Annotated in this window: 14 protein-coding genes; 3 read left to right on the top strand and 11 right to left on the bottom strand. The window is 72.6% G+C overall.

The features are described from left to right. Positions 1 to 239: 239 nt before the first annotated feature. Both AB0F04_RS14570 and AB0F04_RS14565 read right to left on the bottom strand, forming a co-directional pair. Positions 240 to 1148, bottom strand: a complete 909-nt coding sequence (locus tag AB0F04_RS14570; protein ID WP_362041266.1) for an alpha/beta hydrolase — start codon at positions 1146 to 1148, stop codon at positions 240 to 242. A 610-nt stretch (positions 1149 to 1758) separates the two neighbouring features. Beyond that, on the bottom strand, positions 1759 to 2451 hold the full coding sequence (locus AB0F04_RS14565) for a metal-dependent transcriptional regulator (protein ID WP_053671441.1): 693 nt from the start codon (positions 2449 to 2451) through the stop codon (positions 1759 to 1761). A 270-nt stretch (positions 2452 to 2721) separates the two neighbouring features. On the opposite strand from AB0F04_RS14565, the gene AB0F04_RS14560 reads away from it, so the two are divergent. Further along, positions 2722 to 3477 carry an SIS domain-containing protein gene (locus tag AB0F04_RS14560; RefSeq protein WP_362041265.1) on the top strand — a complete coding sequence of 252 codons (756 nt, stop codon included), beginning with the start codon at positions 2722 to 2724 and terminating at the stop codon, positions 3475 to 3477. A gap of 169 nt (positions 3478 to 3646) precedes the next feature. Here AB0F04_RS14560 and AB0F04_RS14555 read toward each other — a convergent pair whose 3' ends face one another. Next, entirely contained in the window at positions 3647 to 5044 is a 1398-nt protein-coding gene (locus AB0F04_RS14555; protein ID WP_362041263.1) for a PAS domain-containing protein, read from the bottom strand. A gap of 542 nt (positions 5045 to 5586) precedes the next feature. Here AB0F04_RS14555 and AB0F04_RS14550 point away from each other — a divergent pair. Then, positions 5587 to 5997 (top strand): diadenosine tetraphosphate hydrolase, encoded by a 411-nt coding sequence (locus AB0F04_RS14550; protein ID WP_362041941.1) that lies wholly within the window; start codon positions 5587 to 5589, stop codon positions 5995 to 5997. Between the two features lie 52 nt (positions 5998 to 6049). On the opposite strand, the gene AB0F04_RS14545 is transcribed toward AB0F04_RS14550, so the two are convergent. Beyond that, positions 6050 to 7150: a citrate synthase 2 gene (locus AB0F04_RS14545; RefSeq protein WP_362041261.1), complete on the bottom strand. Its 1101-nt coding sequence runs from the start codon at positions 7148 to 7150 to the stop codon at positions 6050 to 6052. 284 nt (positions 7151 to 7434) lie between these two features. Here AB0F04_RS14545 and pdxH point away from each other — a divergent pair, with 284 nt between their 5' ends. Next, positions 7435 to 8103, top strand: a complete 669-nt coding sequence (gene pdxH, locus AB0F04_RS14540; protein WP_362041259.1) for a pyridoxamine 5'-phosphate oxidase — start codon at positions 7435 to 7437, stop codon at positions 8101 to 8103. A 3-nt stretch (positions 8104 to 8106) separates the two neighbouring features. Here the strand turns inward: pdxH and AB0F04_RS14535 are convergent, their stop codons facing one another. From AB0F04_RS14535 to AB0F04_RS14505, 7 genes are read right to left on the bottom strand one after another with little or no spacing between them, the layout of a single operon-like run. After that, entirely contained in the window at positions 8107 to 8508 is a 402-nt protein-coding gene (locus AB0F04_RS14535; protein WP_362041258.1) for a DNA-binding protein, read from the bottom strand. Beyond that, the gene (locus AB0F04_RS14530; RefSeq protein WP_362041257.1) at positions 8505 to 8753 is read right to left on the bottom strand and encodes a type II toxin-antitoxin system CcdA family antitoxin; all 249 of its coding nucleotides are present in this window, start codon (positions 8751 to 8753) and stop codon (positions 8505 to 8507) included. Before AB0F04_RS14530 ends, AB0F04_RS14535 begins: the two co-directional genes overlap by 4 nt. A gap of 54 nt (positions 8754 to 8807) precedes the next feature. After that, a complete protein-coding gene (locus tag AB0F04_RS14525; protein ID WP_351631164.1) occupies positions 8808 to 9419 on the bottom strand; it encodes a TetR/AcrR family transcriptional regulator in 612 nt (203 codons plus the stop codon). Continuing rightward, a complete protein-coding gene (locus AB0F04_RS14520) occupies positions 9407 to 10141 on the bottom strand; it encodes an enoyl-CoA hydratase family protein (RefSeq protein WP_362041254.1) in 735 nt (244 codons plus the stop codon). The genes AB0F04_RS14525 and AB0F04_RS14520 overlap by 13 nt, the downstream gene beginning before the upstream one ends. Then, positions 10138 to 11706 (bottom strand): 4-coumarate--CoA ligase family protein, encoded by a 1569-nt coding sequence (locus AB0F04_RS14515; protein WP_362041251.1) that lies wholly within the window; start codon positions 11704 to 11706, stop codon positions 10138 to 10140. Before AB0F04_RS14515 ends, AB0F04_RS14520 begins: the two co-directional genes overlap by 4 nt. Before the next feature lie 39 nt (positions 11707 to 11745). Next, positions 11746 to 12867, bottom strand: coding sequence for an acyl-CoA dehydrogenase family protein (locus AB0F04_RS14510; RefSeq protein WP_362041249.1), 1122 nt, complete (start codon positions 12865 to 12867; stop codon positions 11746 to 11748). Positions 12868 to 12923: 56 nt separating this feature from the next. After that, positions 12924 to 14774, bottom strand: a complete 1851-nt coding sequence (locus AB0F04_RS14505) for a biotin carboxylase N-terminal domain-containing protein (protein WP_362041247.1) — start codon at positions 14772 to 14774, stop codon at positions 12924 to 12926. Positions 14775 to 14782: the final 8 nt, after the last annotated feature.

Below are 14782 nucleotides of genomic sequence, written 5' to 3'. Positions count from 1 at the left end.
GGAAGACGTCCCGGTGAGCGGCCGCGCGGGCCTGCGCCGGGCGGCGTCCCGCCAGTGATCGCCCGGGCCTGCCCGGGAAGGCGTCCCGGTGAGCGGCCACCCGGGCCTGCGCGGGAAGACGTCCCGGTGAGCGGCCGCGCGGGCCTGCGCCGGGCGGCGTCCCGCCAGTGATCGCCCGGGCCTGCCCGGGAAGGCGTCCCGGTGAGCGGTCGCGCGGGCCTGCGCCGGGCGGCGTTCCGTCAGTGGTCGCCCAGCGAGTCCAGGAACGGCTCGATGGCGGCGCGCCAGGCCTCCGGCTGGTCGTAGTGCACCAGGTGGCCGGCGTCCGCCACTTCCGCGTACTGGCCGCGGGGCAGGACCCGGACCATCTCCTGGGCCTCGGCACGGCCCAGCTCGCCGTCCAGACCGCGCACGACCAGGGCGGGGCAGCGGACCTGGGCCAGTTCCTCCCAGTGCGCGTCGTACACCCACGTCTCGCGGGAGCGGAGCATCTGTTCCGGTTCGAAGACCGGGCGCCAGCCGTCCGGGGACTCGGCCATCACCTCGGCGTAGAACTCGCCACGGGCCGGATTGGGCCGCTCCACCCAGGGGTCGTCCTCGCCGAAGAACCTGCGGACGTCGGCGAGCGTGGCGAAGGGCAGCGGCCAGGAGTCGAACCACTGGCCCCACTCGCGCTGCGAGGCGGCTCCGAGCGCGGAGGCCCGCATGTCGCAGATGACCAGCCCGCGGACCAGGTCGGGACGCTTGGCGGCGAGCTGCCAGGCGGTCAGCGCGCCCATGGCGTGGCCGATGAGGACGACCGGGGCGAGGCCGAGCTGCTCCAGGGCGGCCTCCGCGTCGTCGACGTAGGCGTCACGGGTGAAGGCGCCCTGCGGGGGTTTGTCGCTGCGGCCGTGGCCGCGCTGGTCGAGGGCGACCGCGCGGTAGCGCGCGGACAGCCAGCGGGCGGTGGACGCCCAGTGCGAGGCGCGGCCCATGAGGCCGTGCAGTAACAGCACGCCAGGCGAGCCCTCCGGCGCGGTGTGCCCGTCGTGCGCCCCCTGTCCGTCCCGCACGTCCTGCGCCGGATCACTCTTGGGCGGGTCGCCGAACTCCCAGGCCGCCAGGCGTACGCCGCCCGTCCCGGTCACGTCGATGCGTCGCGCCATGTCTGGCACCCCCCAAGCTTCGCGCGGACCGCGGCTCCCTCGAGCCGGCCGGTCCTGTGAACCGTGTTCTGCCTGCTGTGCCTTCTGCCGTGCTGCCTGCCGTACCCGTCGGTGCAAGTGTGCCGTGCGCCGCCCGCAGACTATCGAATGCGCATTCGAGGATGAGGTTCTCGCGGGCAACACCCCTCGTTCGAGTGACCACCCTCGGGGATTGATCGCCGCTGTCGAGGGGAGATCTTCAGCGGGAGGCGGACCGCTCGGGGAAACCGGTCCGCAGGGGATGACCCTGAGAGCTCGGGGCTCCGGGTCAGCACAGGGGAGGACAGGCCCCGGCGCCACACGGCGCCGGGGCCCTCCGCGTCTTCACGGCACATCCTCCCGCCCCCTCCCCGGCCGGGCGGCATCGTTGTCGAGCCGCGGCCAAGAGCCCCTCAGGTCATATGCCTCACGCGACAGCGTCGCACGGGAAGCGGGCGAGCGCTGCGATTCGGCGGACTGGACGCCGGATTCGGCCCGGATCACGCCAAGAGACCACCACCGCCACAACAGACGCCCCCACATATGGAGTTGGCGACTGCCCCCGGCGCGACGGCGCGACGGCGCGACGGGCTCAGGGCTTGGCGACGAACACGTGGGAGGCGATGTCGGACTCCAGCTCGGCCGCCTCGCCGCCGCTGCCCACCAGCACCCCGCCCGCCGACTCGGTCACACTCACCACCGAGCCGGGCTGCACGCCCGCCCGCCGCAGCGTGTACATCAGCTGCGCGTCCGTCTGGATCGGCTCGCCGATCCGGCGCACCACGACCGTCTTGCCCTCGGCGCCCGGGTCGAGGCTGGCCAGCGACACCATGCCCTCGTCCAGGAACGGGTCGGCGCCGTCCTTCTCGCCCAGCTCCTCCAGACCCGGGATCGGGTTGCCGTACGGCGACTCCGTCGGGTGCCGCAGCAGCTCCAGGACGCGGCGCTCCACGGCCTCGCTCATCACGTGCTCCCAGCGGCACGCCTCCGCGTGGACCTGCTCCCACTCCAGACCGATCACGTCGACGAGCAGACACTCGGCGAGGCGGTGCTTGCGCATCACGCGCGTGGCCAGCCGACGGCCCTCGTCGGTCAGCTCCAGGTGCCGGTCGCTGGCGACGGACACCAGGCCGTCGCGCTCCATCCGCGCCACGGTCTGGCTGACGGTCGGCCCGCTCTGGTCCAGCCGCTCGGCGATACGGGCGCGCATGGGGACCACACCCTCTTCCTCCAGCTCGAGGATGGTGCGGAGATACATCTCCGTGGTGTCGATCAGTCCGGACATACGTGCCCCTCGAATGAGATCTGCCGGAGGCTGGACGGCTCACCGGCGTGTGCGCTGGCCCTGCACCCAATTCTGCCGGATACCACCGACAACCGTGCCGCGGGAGGCGAAGCGGAGGATTACCCGGCCGCGCGCCAGGGTACGGACCTCCCCTTCGGGGACGTCCCGGCGCTCGGCGCACGCGCCGCACGGCCGTATTGACACCGCACTGGTCCAGACCGCACCGTGATGCGCGACACAAGCCGCGAGGCCTGCCCGAAGGGACCCCGTATGAGCGACCGCGTGCCGGCCGGCCAGTTCCTCGACGCCGCGATCGGCCTGCTGGGGCGCCTCCGCGACGAGGAGACCGACAGCATCACCGCGGCCGGGACGCTCCTCGCCGACACCGTCGCGGCCGGCGGCAGGCTCTTCGCCTTCGGCGCCGGGCACTCCTCCCTCGCCGCCCAGGACCTCGTCTACCGTGCCGGCGGCCTCGCGCTGATGAACCTGCTCGCCGTGCCCGGCGTCGTCGGCGTCGACGTCATGCCCGCGCCGCTCGGCTCCGCGCTCGAACGCGTCGACGGCCTCGCGACCGCCGTCCTCGACAGCTCCCCGCTCCGCGAGGGCGACGCCCTGCTGATCATCTCCCTGTCCGGGCGCAACGCCCTGCCCGTGGAGATGGCCGTGAACGCCCGGGCCCTGGGCGTGAAGGTCATCGGCGTGACCTCGGTGGCCTACGCCTCGGAGACGACGTCACGGCACGCCTCCGGGACGTATCTGAAGGACCACTGCGACCTCGTCCTCGACTCGAAGATCGCGGTCGGCGACGCGGAACTCACCCACGACGCCATCCCGGCCCCCTTCGCCCCCGCCTCGACGGTCGTCACCTCCGCTCTCCTCCAGGCCGTCATGGCGACGACCGCCACCGCCCTCGCCGCCCGCGGCATCGAGCCGCCCCTGCTGCGCTCCGGAAACGTCGATGGCGGCCACGACTGGAACGCCCGGGTCATGGAGCAGTACCGCGACCGGATCTTCTACCGGCACTGAAGGCACAGCGGACCGTGTCCGCGTCGCCCACCGGCATCGATGAGGGGCGGCAGTATCGGGCCCGCGTCATCAACCGGCACCGCAACGGGCCGCCGGACCGGGTACGTCCGCCACCGGCACTCACCGGGCCCGCGCCGGGCCCCTCTCACTCCCCGCCCGGGCGGCCCGCTCACTCCCCGCCCGACAACCCCGCCAGATCCAGCGCAGCGGCGATCCGGACCGCCACGTCCTCCGCGTACAGGGCGTCGGAACGCTCGAAGGCGCTGCGGCCCGCGCCCCGCAGGAACGTCACGACGCCCAGGGTCCGGCCCCGGCTGCGCAGCACCGCGCACAGGGCGTGCACCGCGTCCGCGGGCCACTGGCGGGCCAGGGCCCACTCCCGGGCCGCCTCCGGCCGGGCCGCGCCCGCACTCGCGCGCAGCGCCCCCGCCCGCTCCACGCACTGCAGGGCCGGGTGCCCCTCGGCGTAGCGGACGGGCAGGCTCGCGTGTCCGGACAGCCGGGTCGGCCCGGGCGCGCCGGAGGGGGTGGCGGCGACCCGGACCAGCCGGACGGGCCCCTCGGCCTCCGCGTCGGTCAGTGCCCCGCCGGCGACCCGGTCGATCAGGCCGTGGTCGGCGAAACCGGCCAGGGCGAAGTCCAGGTGGACCGTCGCCGCCTCGGCCGGGTCCTCGCACTCGGCCGCCGCCCGCGACGCCCGGTGCAGCTGCTGTGTACGGAAACGCAGCAGGGAGGCCTCCTGCTCGGCCTGCTTGGCCTCCGTCACGTCCTGGAACAGCCAGCCCACACCCAGCGGAACGGGCTCCTCCGCGAGCGGCGAGGCCAGCCGCAGGAAGCCGCTGCGCCAGCACCGCCGCCGCTCCCCCTCCGGCGTCCGCACACTCACCCACACCTCGGCGGGCGCCGGGGGCGCACCCTCCGCCAGCACGTGCTGCAGCGCGCTCTCCAGCTCCTCCACGCCCTGCGACAGCAACTCCCCGAGCGGCCGTCCCAGCACCGCCGTACGCCCCGTGCCCAGCGCCCGGGCCGCGTGCGCGTTCACCACCGCCGGCCGCAGGTCCACGTCCACCAGCACGACACCCCAGCCGGCGTCCTCGAACAGCGCCTCGCTCAGCGCGATCGACCGCTCCAGATCGATCTGCGCGTGCACCTCGCTGAACGCGCAGTACACACCCGCCGGCTTCCCGTCGGGCCCGCGCACCGCCGCCGACTGCGTCCGCACGAGCACCCGGCCGCCGTCCTTCGTGAGCAGCGCGAACTCGTGCACCTGCCTGCCGGGGGCGTGCATCGACGACAGCAGGCGGCCCTCGACCTCCTCGGCGTCAGCGGTGCGCACGGCCCACCCGGCCAGCCCGCGCCGCCCCACGGCCTCGTCCGCACTCCACCCGAGGATCCGCTCGGCCTCGCGGTTCCAGTGCGTCACGACACCGTCGGCGTCGAACGCGCACAGCGCCGCGTCCATCCCGTCCAGCAAAGCGGCAAGCAGATCCGAACCATCCGAACCGTCCCGCTCGGGCTCGTCCGGCCCCAGCTCGTCGGTGGTCCCACTACGCCGGGAAGCACTCACCTGGACCCCCTGCAGGCTGCGTCCGCACGTACGGCACGTCGGTTCGCTCCTTGCAATCATTCAACTCGAACGTGACCCAGCACACACCGAGTTCCCACAACATTGAAGGAATCGTTGTACTGCGGCAATGCCCACGTCAACGCAACAGAAACGTTCATCCGACGAGGCCGGCGGCCCGTGGGGTCGAGGTCTCAGAAAACCGGTTGATCGGAGGCGGAACGGTTTCTTAGTGTTCAGGTACACGAGAGAGGAGGTGGTTCGGCAGATGTATGGAAACCGGACGCGTGAGGTGGCTGCGGGCTAGCGGCCCGTCACCACTCAGTGCGGTGCCGAGCCAGCGCGTGAGCGAGCGTGCAGCCGGCCCAATCTCAAGCAGTCACCCGACCCGCGAGTCGCCGGTACGTCCGGCCGGCTCCTCTCCGGAGGAACCAGACTCGCGGGTCGTCTGCGTTTTTCTGGAGCGCTCGGGGAGGGCGACGGCGGTGGGTGGGTGGCGTGAGGACCGGATCGGGAGCGCCCTGCGCGGTGAGAACCCGGCGGTGATGCGGCGGCTGGACTCCGGGTTCGCGGTGATCGGTGACGTGCAGTTCCTGCCCGGCTATTCGGTGCTGCTCACCGATGATCCCGGCGTCCAGCGGTTGTCGGAGCTGCCGCGGAGCGCCCGGCTGGCGTTCCTCGCCGACATGGACCGGCTCGGGGAGGCCGTCGAGCGGGCCTGCCGGCGGGTGGAGCCGGGGTTCCGGCGGGTCAATCTGGAGATCCTCGGGAACACCGACGCGTTCCTGCACGCGCATGTGTGGCCGCGCTACGACTGGGAGCCCGAGGAGCTCGTACGGCTGCCCGTGTGGCTCTACCCGCGGCAGCGGTGGAGCGAGGAGCGGTACGCGCTCGGGCCCCGGCACGACCGGCTGCGGGAGGCCGTCGGCGAGGAGCTGGACCGGCTGACGGGGTGAGGCACACGCCACGGCCCCACCCCGGGTCGGATGGGGCCGTGGGTCGGCCGCGTCAGTGGGCGATGTCCTCGTAGCCCTCGATCTCGCGGGGGTTGCGGGTGCCCGGGCCCACGTAGCGGGCCGAGGGGCGGACCAGGCGGCCCGTGCGCTTCTGCTCCAGGATGTGGGCCGACCAGCCGGCCGTGCGGGCGCAGGTGAACATGGACGTGAACATGTGGGCCGGGACCTCGGCGAAGTCCAGCACGATGGCCGCCCAGAACTCGACGTTCGTGGCGAGGACGCGGTCGGGGCGGCGGGCGTGGAGTTCCGCGAGGGCCGCCTTCTCCAGGGCCTCGGCGACCTCGAAGCGGGGGGCGCCCAGTTCGCGGGCGGTGCGGCGCAGGACCCGGGCGCGGGGGTCCTCGGCGCGGTAGACGCGGTGGCCGAAGCCCATCAGGCGCTCGCCCTTGTCGAGCGCGTTCTTCACGTAGGCCTCCGCGTCGCCCGTGCGCTCGATCTCCTCGATCATGCCGAGCACACGGGAGGGGGCGCCGCCGTGGAGCGGGCCGGACATCGCGCCCACCGCTCCGGAGAGCGCCGCTGCCACGTCCGCGCCGGTCGAGGCGATCACGCGGGCCGTGAACGTGGAGGCGTTCATGCCGTGCTCCGCGGCGCTCGTCCAGTACGCGTCGACCGCCGCCACATGCTTGGGGTCCGGCTCGCCGCGCCAGCGGATCATGAAGCGTTCGACGACGGACTGCGCCTTGTCGATCTCCCGCTGCGGAACCATCGGCAGGCCCTGCCCGCGGGCGGACTGGGCGACGTAGGACAGGGCCATGACGGCCGCGCGGGCGAGGTCCTCGCGGGCCTCCTCGGCGTCGATGTCGAGGAGGGGTTTCAGGCCCCAGACGGGCGCGAGCATGGCGAGGGCGGACTGGACGTCCACGCGGATGTCGCCGGAGTGCACGGGGATGGGGAAGGGCTCGGCGGGGGGCAGGCCGGGATTGAAGGCGCCGTCGACGAGGAGGCCCCAGACGTTGCCGAACGAGACGTGGCCGACGAGGTCCTCGATGTCGACGCCGCGGTACCGGAGCGCGCCGCCCTCCTTGTCGGGTTCGGCGATCTCCGTCTCGAACGCGACGATTCCCTCGAGCCCGGGTACGAAGTCGGACATCAGGCGGCTCCTCGTGATGTAAGTGACAGATGGTGTTGATGTGGTGTGGGGCGTACGACCATGTGTCGGTGAGCTGGCGAAGCGGGCGCCGTCCAGTGGATCCACGGTCGTGTACGGCGACTCGCGGTCCTGGCCGGTTGCCCCTGTGATGCCCCGTACGGCAGGCGGTCACCCAACCGGAACAGCACGGAAACGATATCCCCGAGTGCCACGCTTGGGGAGGGTTCACGGCACTCAGTGCCATGCAGTGACGAAGGACACCGTCGGTACGGCAAGATGACCGGGTGACCGACCGCGACGACGTCCCCTTCGATCTGGCCTCGATGCGCAAGCAGTACCGGGCCGAGGGGCTCTCCGAGACCGAGCTCGCCGCCACGCCCGTCGAGCAGTTCGCGCGCTGGTTCAAGCAGGCCGCGACGGACGGCGGGCTGTTCGAGCCGAACGCCATGATCGTGTCGACGGCCGACGCGGAGGGGCGGACGAGCGCCCGCACGGTGCTGCTGAAGCACTTCGACGAGCAGGGTTTCGTCTTCTACACGAACTACGACTCGCGCAAGGCGCGTGACCTGGCGGAGAACCCGTACGTCTCGCTGCTGTTCCCCTGGCATCCGATGGCACGGCAGGTCATCGTGACCGGGGTCGCCCGGCGGACCGGCCGGGACGAGACGGCGGCGTATTTCCGCACCCGGCCGCACGGCTCGCAGCTGGGGGCGTGGGCCAGTGCCCAGTCCTCGGTGATCTCCACCCGGGCCGACATCGACGCCGCGTACGCCGAGCTGGCAGCCCGCTACCCGGAGGGCGAGCAGGTGCCGGTGCCGCCGCACTGGGGTGGTTTCCGGGTGGCCCCGCAGGCGGTGGAGTTCTGGCAGGGCCGGGAGAACCGGCTGCACGACCGGTTGCGGTACGTGGAGCAGGCCGACGGGAGCTGGCGGGTGGAGCGGCTCAGTCCGTGAGGCTCACATGCCGATGAGCCGGACACGGTCGCCGCAGAGCCGCGCCATGTCGTCGACATCGGACGTCAGCACGGCCACCGGGCCCGGCTGCCGCAGTGCCACCTCGGCGACCGTCGCGTCGATCGCGTACGTGTGGCCGTGCAGCCCGGCGGCCTTCAGCAGTTCCGCGGATGCCTTCGCGGCGGCCTCGGTCACCGGCTCGACCTTGACCCGCGAGAGCGCCCACTGCAGTCGAGGCATGTTCACCCGCGCATGGCTGACTTCCACGATGGTGTTGGCGCCGATGACGAAATCGGCGCCCATGGCGTGCAGCACCTGGAACATCGCCAGGATCTTGCGGTCCTGGGCGATCCAGGCGGAGAGCCCCTGAGAGTCCAGGACGGCCGTCTCGACGTGGTCCATCACGCAGTACTCGCCGATCCGCCGGTATCCGTCGTGCCGAAGATCCTCGCGCGGGCCTCGGCCAGTTCCTCCTCGGTGAAGGCTCCGTACTCCTCCTGGTGACGCATCAGGTCGGCGCCGAGCAGCTGATGCCGCAGCTGGCGTGCCACCGCCTCGGCGACATAGCCGGAGATGTTGTCGGTGAGCTTCCTGAGTTCGGCGACCTGGTCGGCCGGCAGTGTCACCGTGATGCGTGTCGTGTCCGCCATGCTCCGAGCATACTGCGGTATGCGCATCCCGAGTCCGCGCTGACACCTGCTCTCTCAGCCCAGCGTCTCCTCCAGCAGCCCCGCCCACTGCGCCACCACCCGTTCCCGGCGGGCCGCGTCGTCCGTGAGGAGGTTGGCGAGGCCCAGGCCGCGGGCCATGTCGAGGAGGCCCTGGACGGTCTCGCGGACGCCGGGGAGGGATTCGTCCGCGGCGAGGAGGTCGACGGCTATGCGGTGGGTCTCGCGGCCGACGCGGGATTCGAGTTCGGTGACGCGGGGCCGGAGCTGCTCCTCGTTGGAGGCGGCGACCCAGAGGTGGAGGGCCGCGCGGAACAGCGGCCCCGTGTAGAGGTCGACGAGGGCGGCGACGACGGCGTGCCGGTCGCCCGCGGCGCCCTCGGGGAACAGGGCGCGCAGGGCCGTGGAGCGTTCCTCGGCGACGTATTCGACGGCCGCGGTGAAGAGGTCCTCGCGGGTCGGGAAGTGGTGCTGGGCGGCGCCCCGGGAGACGCCGGCGCGTTCGGCGACGACGGAGACGGTGGATCCCGCCCAGCCGTGTTCGGCGAGGCAGGACACGGCGGCTTCCAGGAGCCGCTGCCGGGTGGCCCGGCTGCGGTCCTGCTTGGGGACTCTCTCCGCACGGTCGACCGTGCTCACACCACCCATGCCGGATCCCGTCGTTCGAGGAAGGCCGTCATCCCCTCGCGGGCCTGCGGGGAGGAGAACAGCCGGGCCGAGAGCGCGGTCAGGTCGGCGGCGTCCCGGTCGAAGGCCTCCAGCACCTTAGCCGTGAGCAGCCGTTTCGTCTCGGCCAGGGCGTCGGGGGCGGAGCGGCGCAGACCGTCGAGGAGGGGGTCGAGGGCCTGGTCGACATCGCTGTCACATGTGGTGAGCAGGCCCGTTGCCACGGCCTGCGGGGCTGTGAAGCGTTCGCCGGTGAGGTAGTGGCGGGCGAGGGCGCGGGGGTCGGCGCGGGGCAGGATCGGCAGGGAGATGACGGCGGGGGCGACCCCGATGCGGACCTCGGTGAAGGCGAAGGTGGCGTCCGTGGAGGCGGCGGCGATGTCGCAGGCGGCCAGGAGGCCGAGGCCGCCCGCGCGGACGTGGCCGGTGACCCGGGCGAGGACCGGTTTGGGCAGCTCGATGATCTGCCGCAGCAGGGCGACCAGGGCCTGCGGCGACGGGGGGTCCTTGAGATCGGCGCCCGCGCTGAAGGTGTTGCCGGTGTGGGTGAGGACGATCGCGCGGACGCCGGGGTCCTTGCCGGCGGCGGTGAGAGCGTCGGCCAGGTCGCCGACGAGGGCCGCCGAGAGGGCGTTGCGGTTGTGCGGGGAGTCGAGGGTCAGGGTTTCCACGGCTCGCGCGCGGGTGCGGGCGATCAGCGTCATGCGCTCTCCCTGAGCTGTCGGCGGAGGATCTTGCCGGAGGCCGCGCGGGGGACGCCGACGATGAAGGTGACGCGGCGTATCCGCTTGTAGGGGGCGACGCGTTCGGCGACGTACATCATGATCTCGGCCTCGGTGAGGTCGGCGGCGGACGGCTGGCGGACGACGTAGGCGTGCGGGGCCTCGTTGCCGTCGTCGTCGTACCGGCCGATGACGGCGGCGTCGGCGATACCCGGGTGGGTGAGGAGCAGGGCCTCCAGTTCTGCGGGGGCCACCTGGAAGCCCTTGTACTTGATGAGTTCCTTGACGCGGTCGACGACGAACAGCCAGCCCTCGTCGTCCACATGCCCCACGTCCCCGGTGTGCAGCCAGCCGTCGGGGTCGATCATCGCGGTGGTGGCGTCGGGGCGGCCGAGGTAGCCCTTCATGATCTGGGGGCCGCGGATGAGGATCTCGCCGGATTCCCCGGCGGGGAGGTCCTTGCCGGGGTCGTCGAGGGAGACGATGCGCATCTCGGTGCCGGCGATGAGCTTGCCGACGGTTCCGGGCGGGGCGTCGTTCATGGCGTCCAGGGGGACGACGTGGGTGCCGGGTGACAGTTCCGTCATGCCGTAGGCCTGGCCGACGGGCGGCAGGCCGAGGCGCTGGGAGCAGGCGTCGGCGAGCCGGGCGTCCAGGGGTGCGGCGGCGCTGATGATGTACCGCAGGGACGACAGGTCGTACTGGGCGACGGCCGGGTGTTTGGCGAGGGCCAGGACGATCGGCGGGGCGACGTAGAGGGCCGTGATGCGGTGGTTCTGGATGGCCGCGAGGAACTGTTCCAGGTCGAAGCGGGGCAGGACGACGACGGTGGCGCCCTGCCGCAGGGGCGCGTTCATCAGGGCCGTGAGGCCGTATATGTGGAAGAAGGGGAGAACCGCCAGGACCCGGTCTCCCGGGCCCGCGGGTACCGCCGGGTGGAGTTGCGCGAGGTTGGTGGCGATCTGCCGGTGGGTGAGCATCACGCCCTTGGGGATGCCGGTGGTGCCGGAGGAGTACGGCAGGGCGGCGACGTCCTCGGCGGGGTCGATGGCGACCTGCGGCTCCGGGGCCGTGGAGGCCAGCATGTCGATCAGGGAGCGGTGGCCGCTCGCGCCGTCGCACACGAAGATCTCGCGTACGCCGCCCGCGAGTTCGGCGGCCCGGCGGGCGGCGTCCAGCAGCGGTGACACGGTGACGATCCAACGGGCCGCCGAGTCCCGCAGCTGTTTGGCGAACTCCTCGGCGGTGGCGAGCGGGTGCACGGTCGTGACGGTGGCGCCCGCGCGCGTGGCCGCGTAGAAGGCGGTCGGGAAGGCGACGGTGTTGGGGCTGTGCAGGGCGAGGACGTCGCCCTTGCGGACACCGGCCTCGGCGAGGGCGGCGGCGACGCGCCGGTGGAAGCGGTCGACCTGCTCGTAGGTGAGGGTGGTGCCGTCGGTGCCGTCGATCAGCGCCGGGATGTCGCCGAACTCGGCGGCCCGGGCCAGGACCGCGTCGTGGATGGGCAGGTCGACGGGCGGGACGTCTGCGTACTCGCTGCGGAACATGGCGGGTTCCTCCTCGCGGCGCGGGCCGTCTCAGGGTCCTCAGTACGACTTGGGCAGGCCCAGGGTCTGGTGGGAGACGTAGTTGAGAATCATCTCCCGGCTCACCGGGGCGATACGAGCCACGCGCGCGGCCGTTATCAGCCGGGCCAGGCCGTACTCGCGGGTGAGGCCGTTGCCGCCGAGGGTGTGCACGGCCTGGTCGACGGCCTTCACGCAGGCTTCCCCGGCGGCGTACTTGGCCATGTTGGCGGCCTCTCCGGCGGCCATGTCGTCACCCGCGTCGTAGAGGGCGGCGGCCTTCTGCATCATCAGGCGGGCGAGTTCGAGGTCGATGTGCGCCGCGGCCAGGGGGTGGGCGATGGCCTGGTGGGCGCCGATGGGGGCGTTCCAGACGGTGCGGTCGCGGGCGTACTCGACGGCCTTGGCGAGGGCGTGGCGGCCCATGCCGATCGCGAAGGCGGCGGTCATGACGCGTTCGGGGTTGAGGCCGGCGAAGAGCTGGAGGAGGCCCGCGTCCTCGTCGCCGACCAGGGCGTCGGCGGACAGCCGTACGTCGTCCAGGACCAGTTCGAACTGCTTCTCCGCGGCCTCCAGTTCCATGTCGATGGGGCGGCGGGTGAAGCCGGGGGTGTCGCGCGGGACGATGAAGAGGCAGGGCTTGAGGCGGCCGGTGCGGGCGTCCTCGGTGCGGCCGACGACGAGGGTCGCGTCCGCGATGTCCACGCCGGAGATGAAGACCTTGCGGCCGGTGAGGAGCCAGTCGGTGCCGTCCCTGCGGGCCGTGGTGGTGATGCGGTGGCTGTTGGAGCCGGCGTCGGGTTCGGTGATGCCGAAGGCCATCCGGCGGGTGCCGTCGGACAGGCCGGGGAGCCACTGTCGTTTCTGTTGTTCCGTGCCGAAGCGGGCTATGACGGTGCCGCAGATCGCCGGTGAGACGACCAGCATGAGGAGGGGGCAGCCGGCCGCGCCGAGCTCTTCGAGGACGATGGAGAGTTCGGAGATGCCGCCACCGCCTCCTCCGTGCTCCTCGGGGAGGTTGACTCCGAGGTAACCGAGTCTCCCGGCGTCGGACCAGAGTCGGGTGGGGTCGCTGCCGGGGCCGTGGCGTTTACCGAGGGCGGAGACGGCTTCTCGTAGGGCTTTGTGGTCTTCGGTGTCCATGGTCGTCCTCTCGGGTGCGGGCCGGATGTGGCGTGTCGCGCAGTTCCCCGCGCCCCTTACGGGGCTTCCTTCACCACCGCCAAGAGCACGCCCGGCTCCACCTGCTGCCCTGGTGCGACGCACAGGTCGGTCAGCGTTCCCGTCACCGGCGCCGTGACCTTGTGCTGCATCTTCATCGCCTCCAGCCAGAGGAGGGGGTCCCCCGCCTTCACGGGCACGCCCGTCGCCAGGCCGTCGGCGACCCGGACGACCGTGCCCGGCATGGGGGCCAGGAGGGAGCCGGGGGCGTGCTGGGCGGTGGGGTCGGGGAAGCGGGGCAGGGTGGTCAGGGCCGTGGTGTTGACGTAGACGTGGTGTCCGTAGCGGGCGACCTCGTACTTCCGCTGCACCCCGTCCACGTCGAGGATCACGAGACGCGCGTCGGCGTGCACCACCCGCACCCCGTCCGCCTCCAGGCCCTCCCTCGTGTGCCGGTAGCGGGCCTCGTACTCCTCGCCCGCCATCAGGTAGCGCTTGGTCTGCGGCTGTGAGGGGACGTTGCGCCAGCCGCCGAATCCGGGCCGGGAGCGGGCCCGGGCGTCGGCGAGGGCGGCGGCCAGAGGGGCGTGCGGGTCGGGGGACGGCTCGGTCAGGTCCGGCAGGTGGCGGTCGTAGAAGCCGGTGTCCATGCGGGCCGCGGTGAACTCGGGGTGGCGCAGGGAGCGGACCAGGAGGTCGCGGTTGGTGACGGGGCCGTGGATCTCGGCGCGTTCCAGGGCGGAGGCGAGTCGGCGGAGGGCCTCCGCGCGGGTCGGGGCGTGGGCCACCACCTTGGCGAGCATGGGGTCGTAGTGGACGCCGATGTCGTCGCCGTCCGTGTAGCCGGTGTCCAGGCGGACGGACCCGGGGACGGACAGGCGGTGCAGGGTGCCGGTCTGCGGGGACCAGTCGCGGGCGGGGTCCTCGGCGTACAGGCGGGCCTCGACGGCGTGACCACGCACGCGGGGCGGTTCGGCGGCCAGGGGGTGGCCCTCGGCGATCCGGATCTGTTCCGCGACCAGGTCGACGCCGAACACGGCCTCGGTGACGGGGTGTTCGACCTGGAGGCGGGTGTTCATCTCCAGGAAGTGCGCCCTGCCGTCGGCGACGAGGAACTCGACCGTGCCGGCGCCCGCGTAGTCGACGGCCCGGGCGGCCCGTACGGCGAGGGCGCGGACCTCCTCGTCGAGTTCCGGGGACAGGCCGGGAGCCGGGGCCTCCTCGATCACCTTCTGGTGGCGGCGCTGCAGGGAGCAGTCGCGGGTGCCGAGGGGCCAGACCGTTCCGTGGCTGTCGGCGAGGATCTGCACCTCGACGTGCCGGCCGTTCTCCACGTACGGCTCGACGAAGACCTCGCCGTCGCCGAAGGCGCTCGCGGCCTCGGCCCGGGCCGCGGCCAACTCGGCTTCCAGGTGAGCGAGTCGGCGCACGACCCGCATGCCGCGGCCGCCGCCGCCCGCCGCCGCCTTCACCAGCACGGGCAGGTCGGCCTCCGTGACGTCGGTGAGGGGCTCGATGCCCATGAGCTGCTTGGCGCGGGTCTTGGACGCCATGGCCTCGATGGCGGCCGGGGGCGGGCCGATCCAGCGCAGGCCCGCGTCCAGGACGGCCCGGGCGAAGCCGGCGTTCTCGGAGAGGAAGCCGTAACCGGGGTGCACGGCGTCCGCCCCGGCGGCCAGGGCGGCCTTCACGATCAGGTCGCCGCGCAGATAGGTGTCGGCGGGCGCCTCCCCCGGAAGTCGTACGCTCACGTCGGCCGTGCGCGTGTGGAGGGCGTTCGCGTCGGCGTCCGAGTGCACGGCGACGGTACGGATGCCCAGGTCGTGGCAGGTGCGGAAGACGCGGCAGGCGATCTCGCCCCGGTTGGCGACCAGCACAGAAGTGATCACGGAAGGTT

The organism is Streptomyces sp. NPDC029041 (genome assembly GCF_040637515.1).
GTDB lineage: Bacteria > Actinomycetota > Actinomycetes > Streptomycetales > Streptomycetaceae > Streptomyces.
This window is presented reverse-complemented; position numbering and strand designations above follow the sequence as displayed.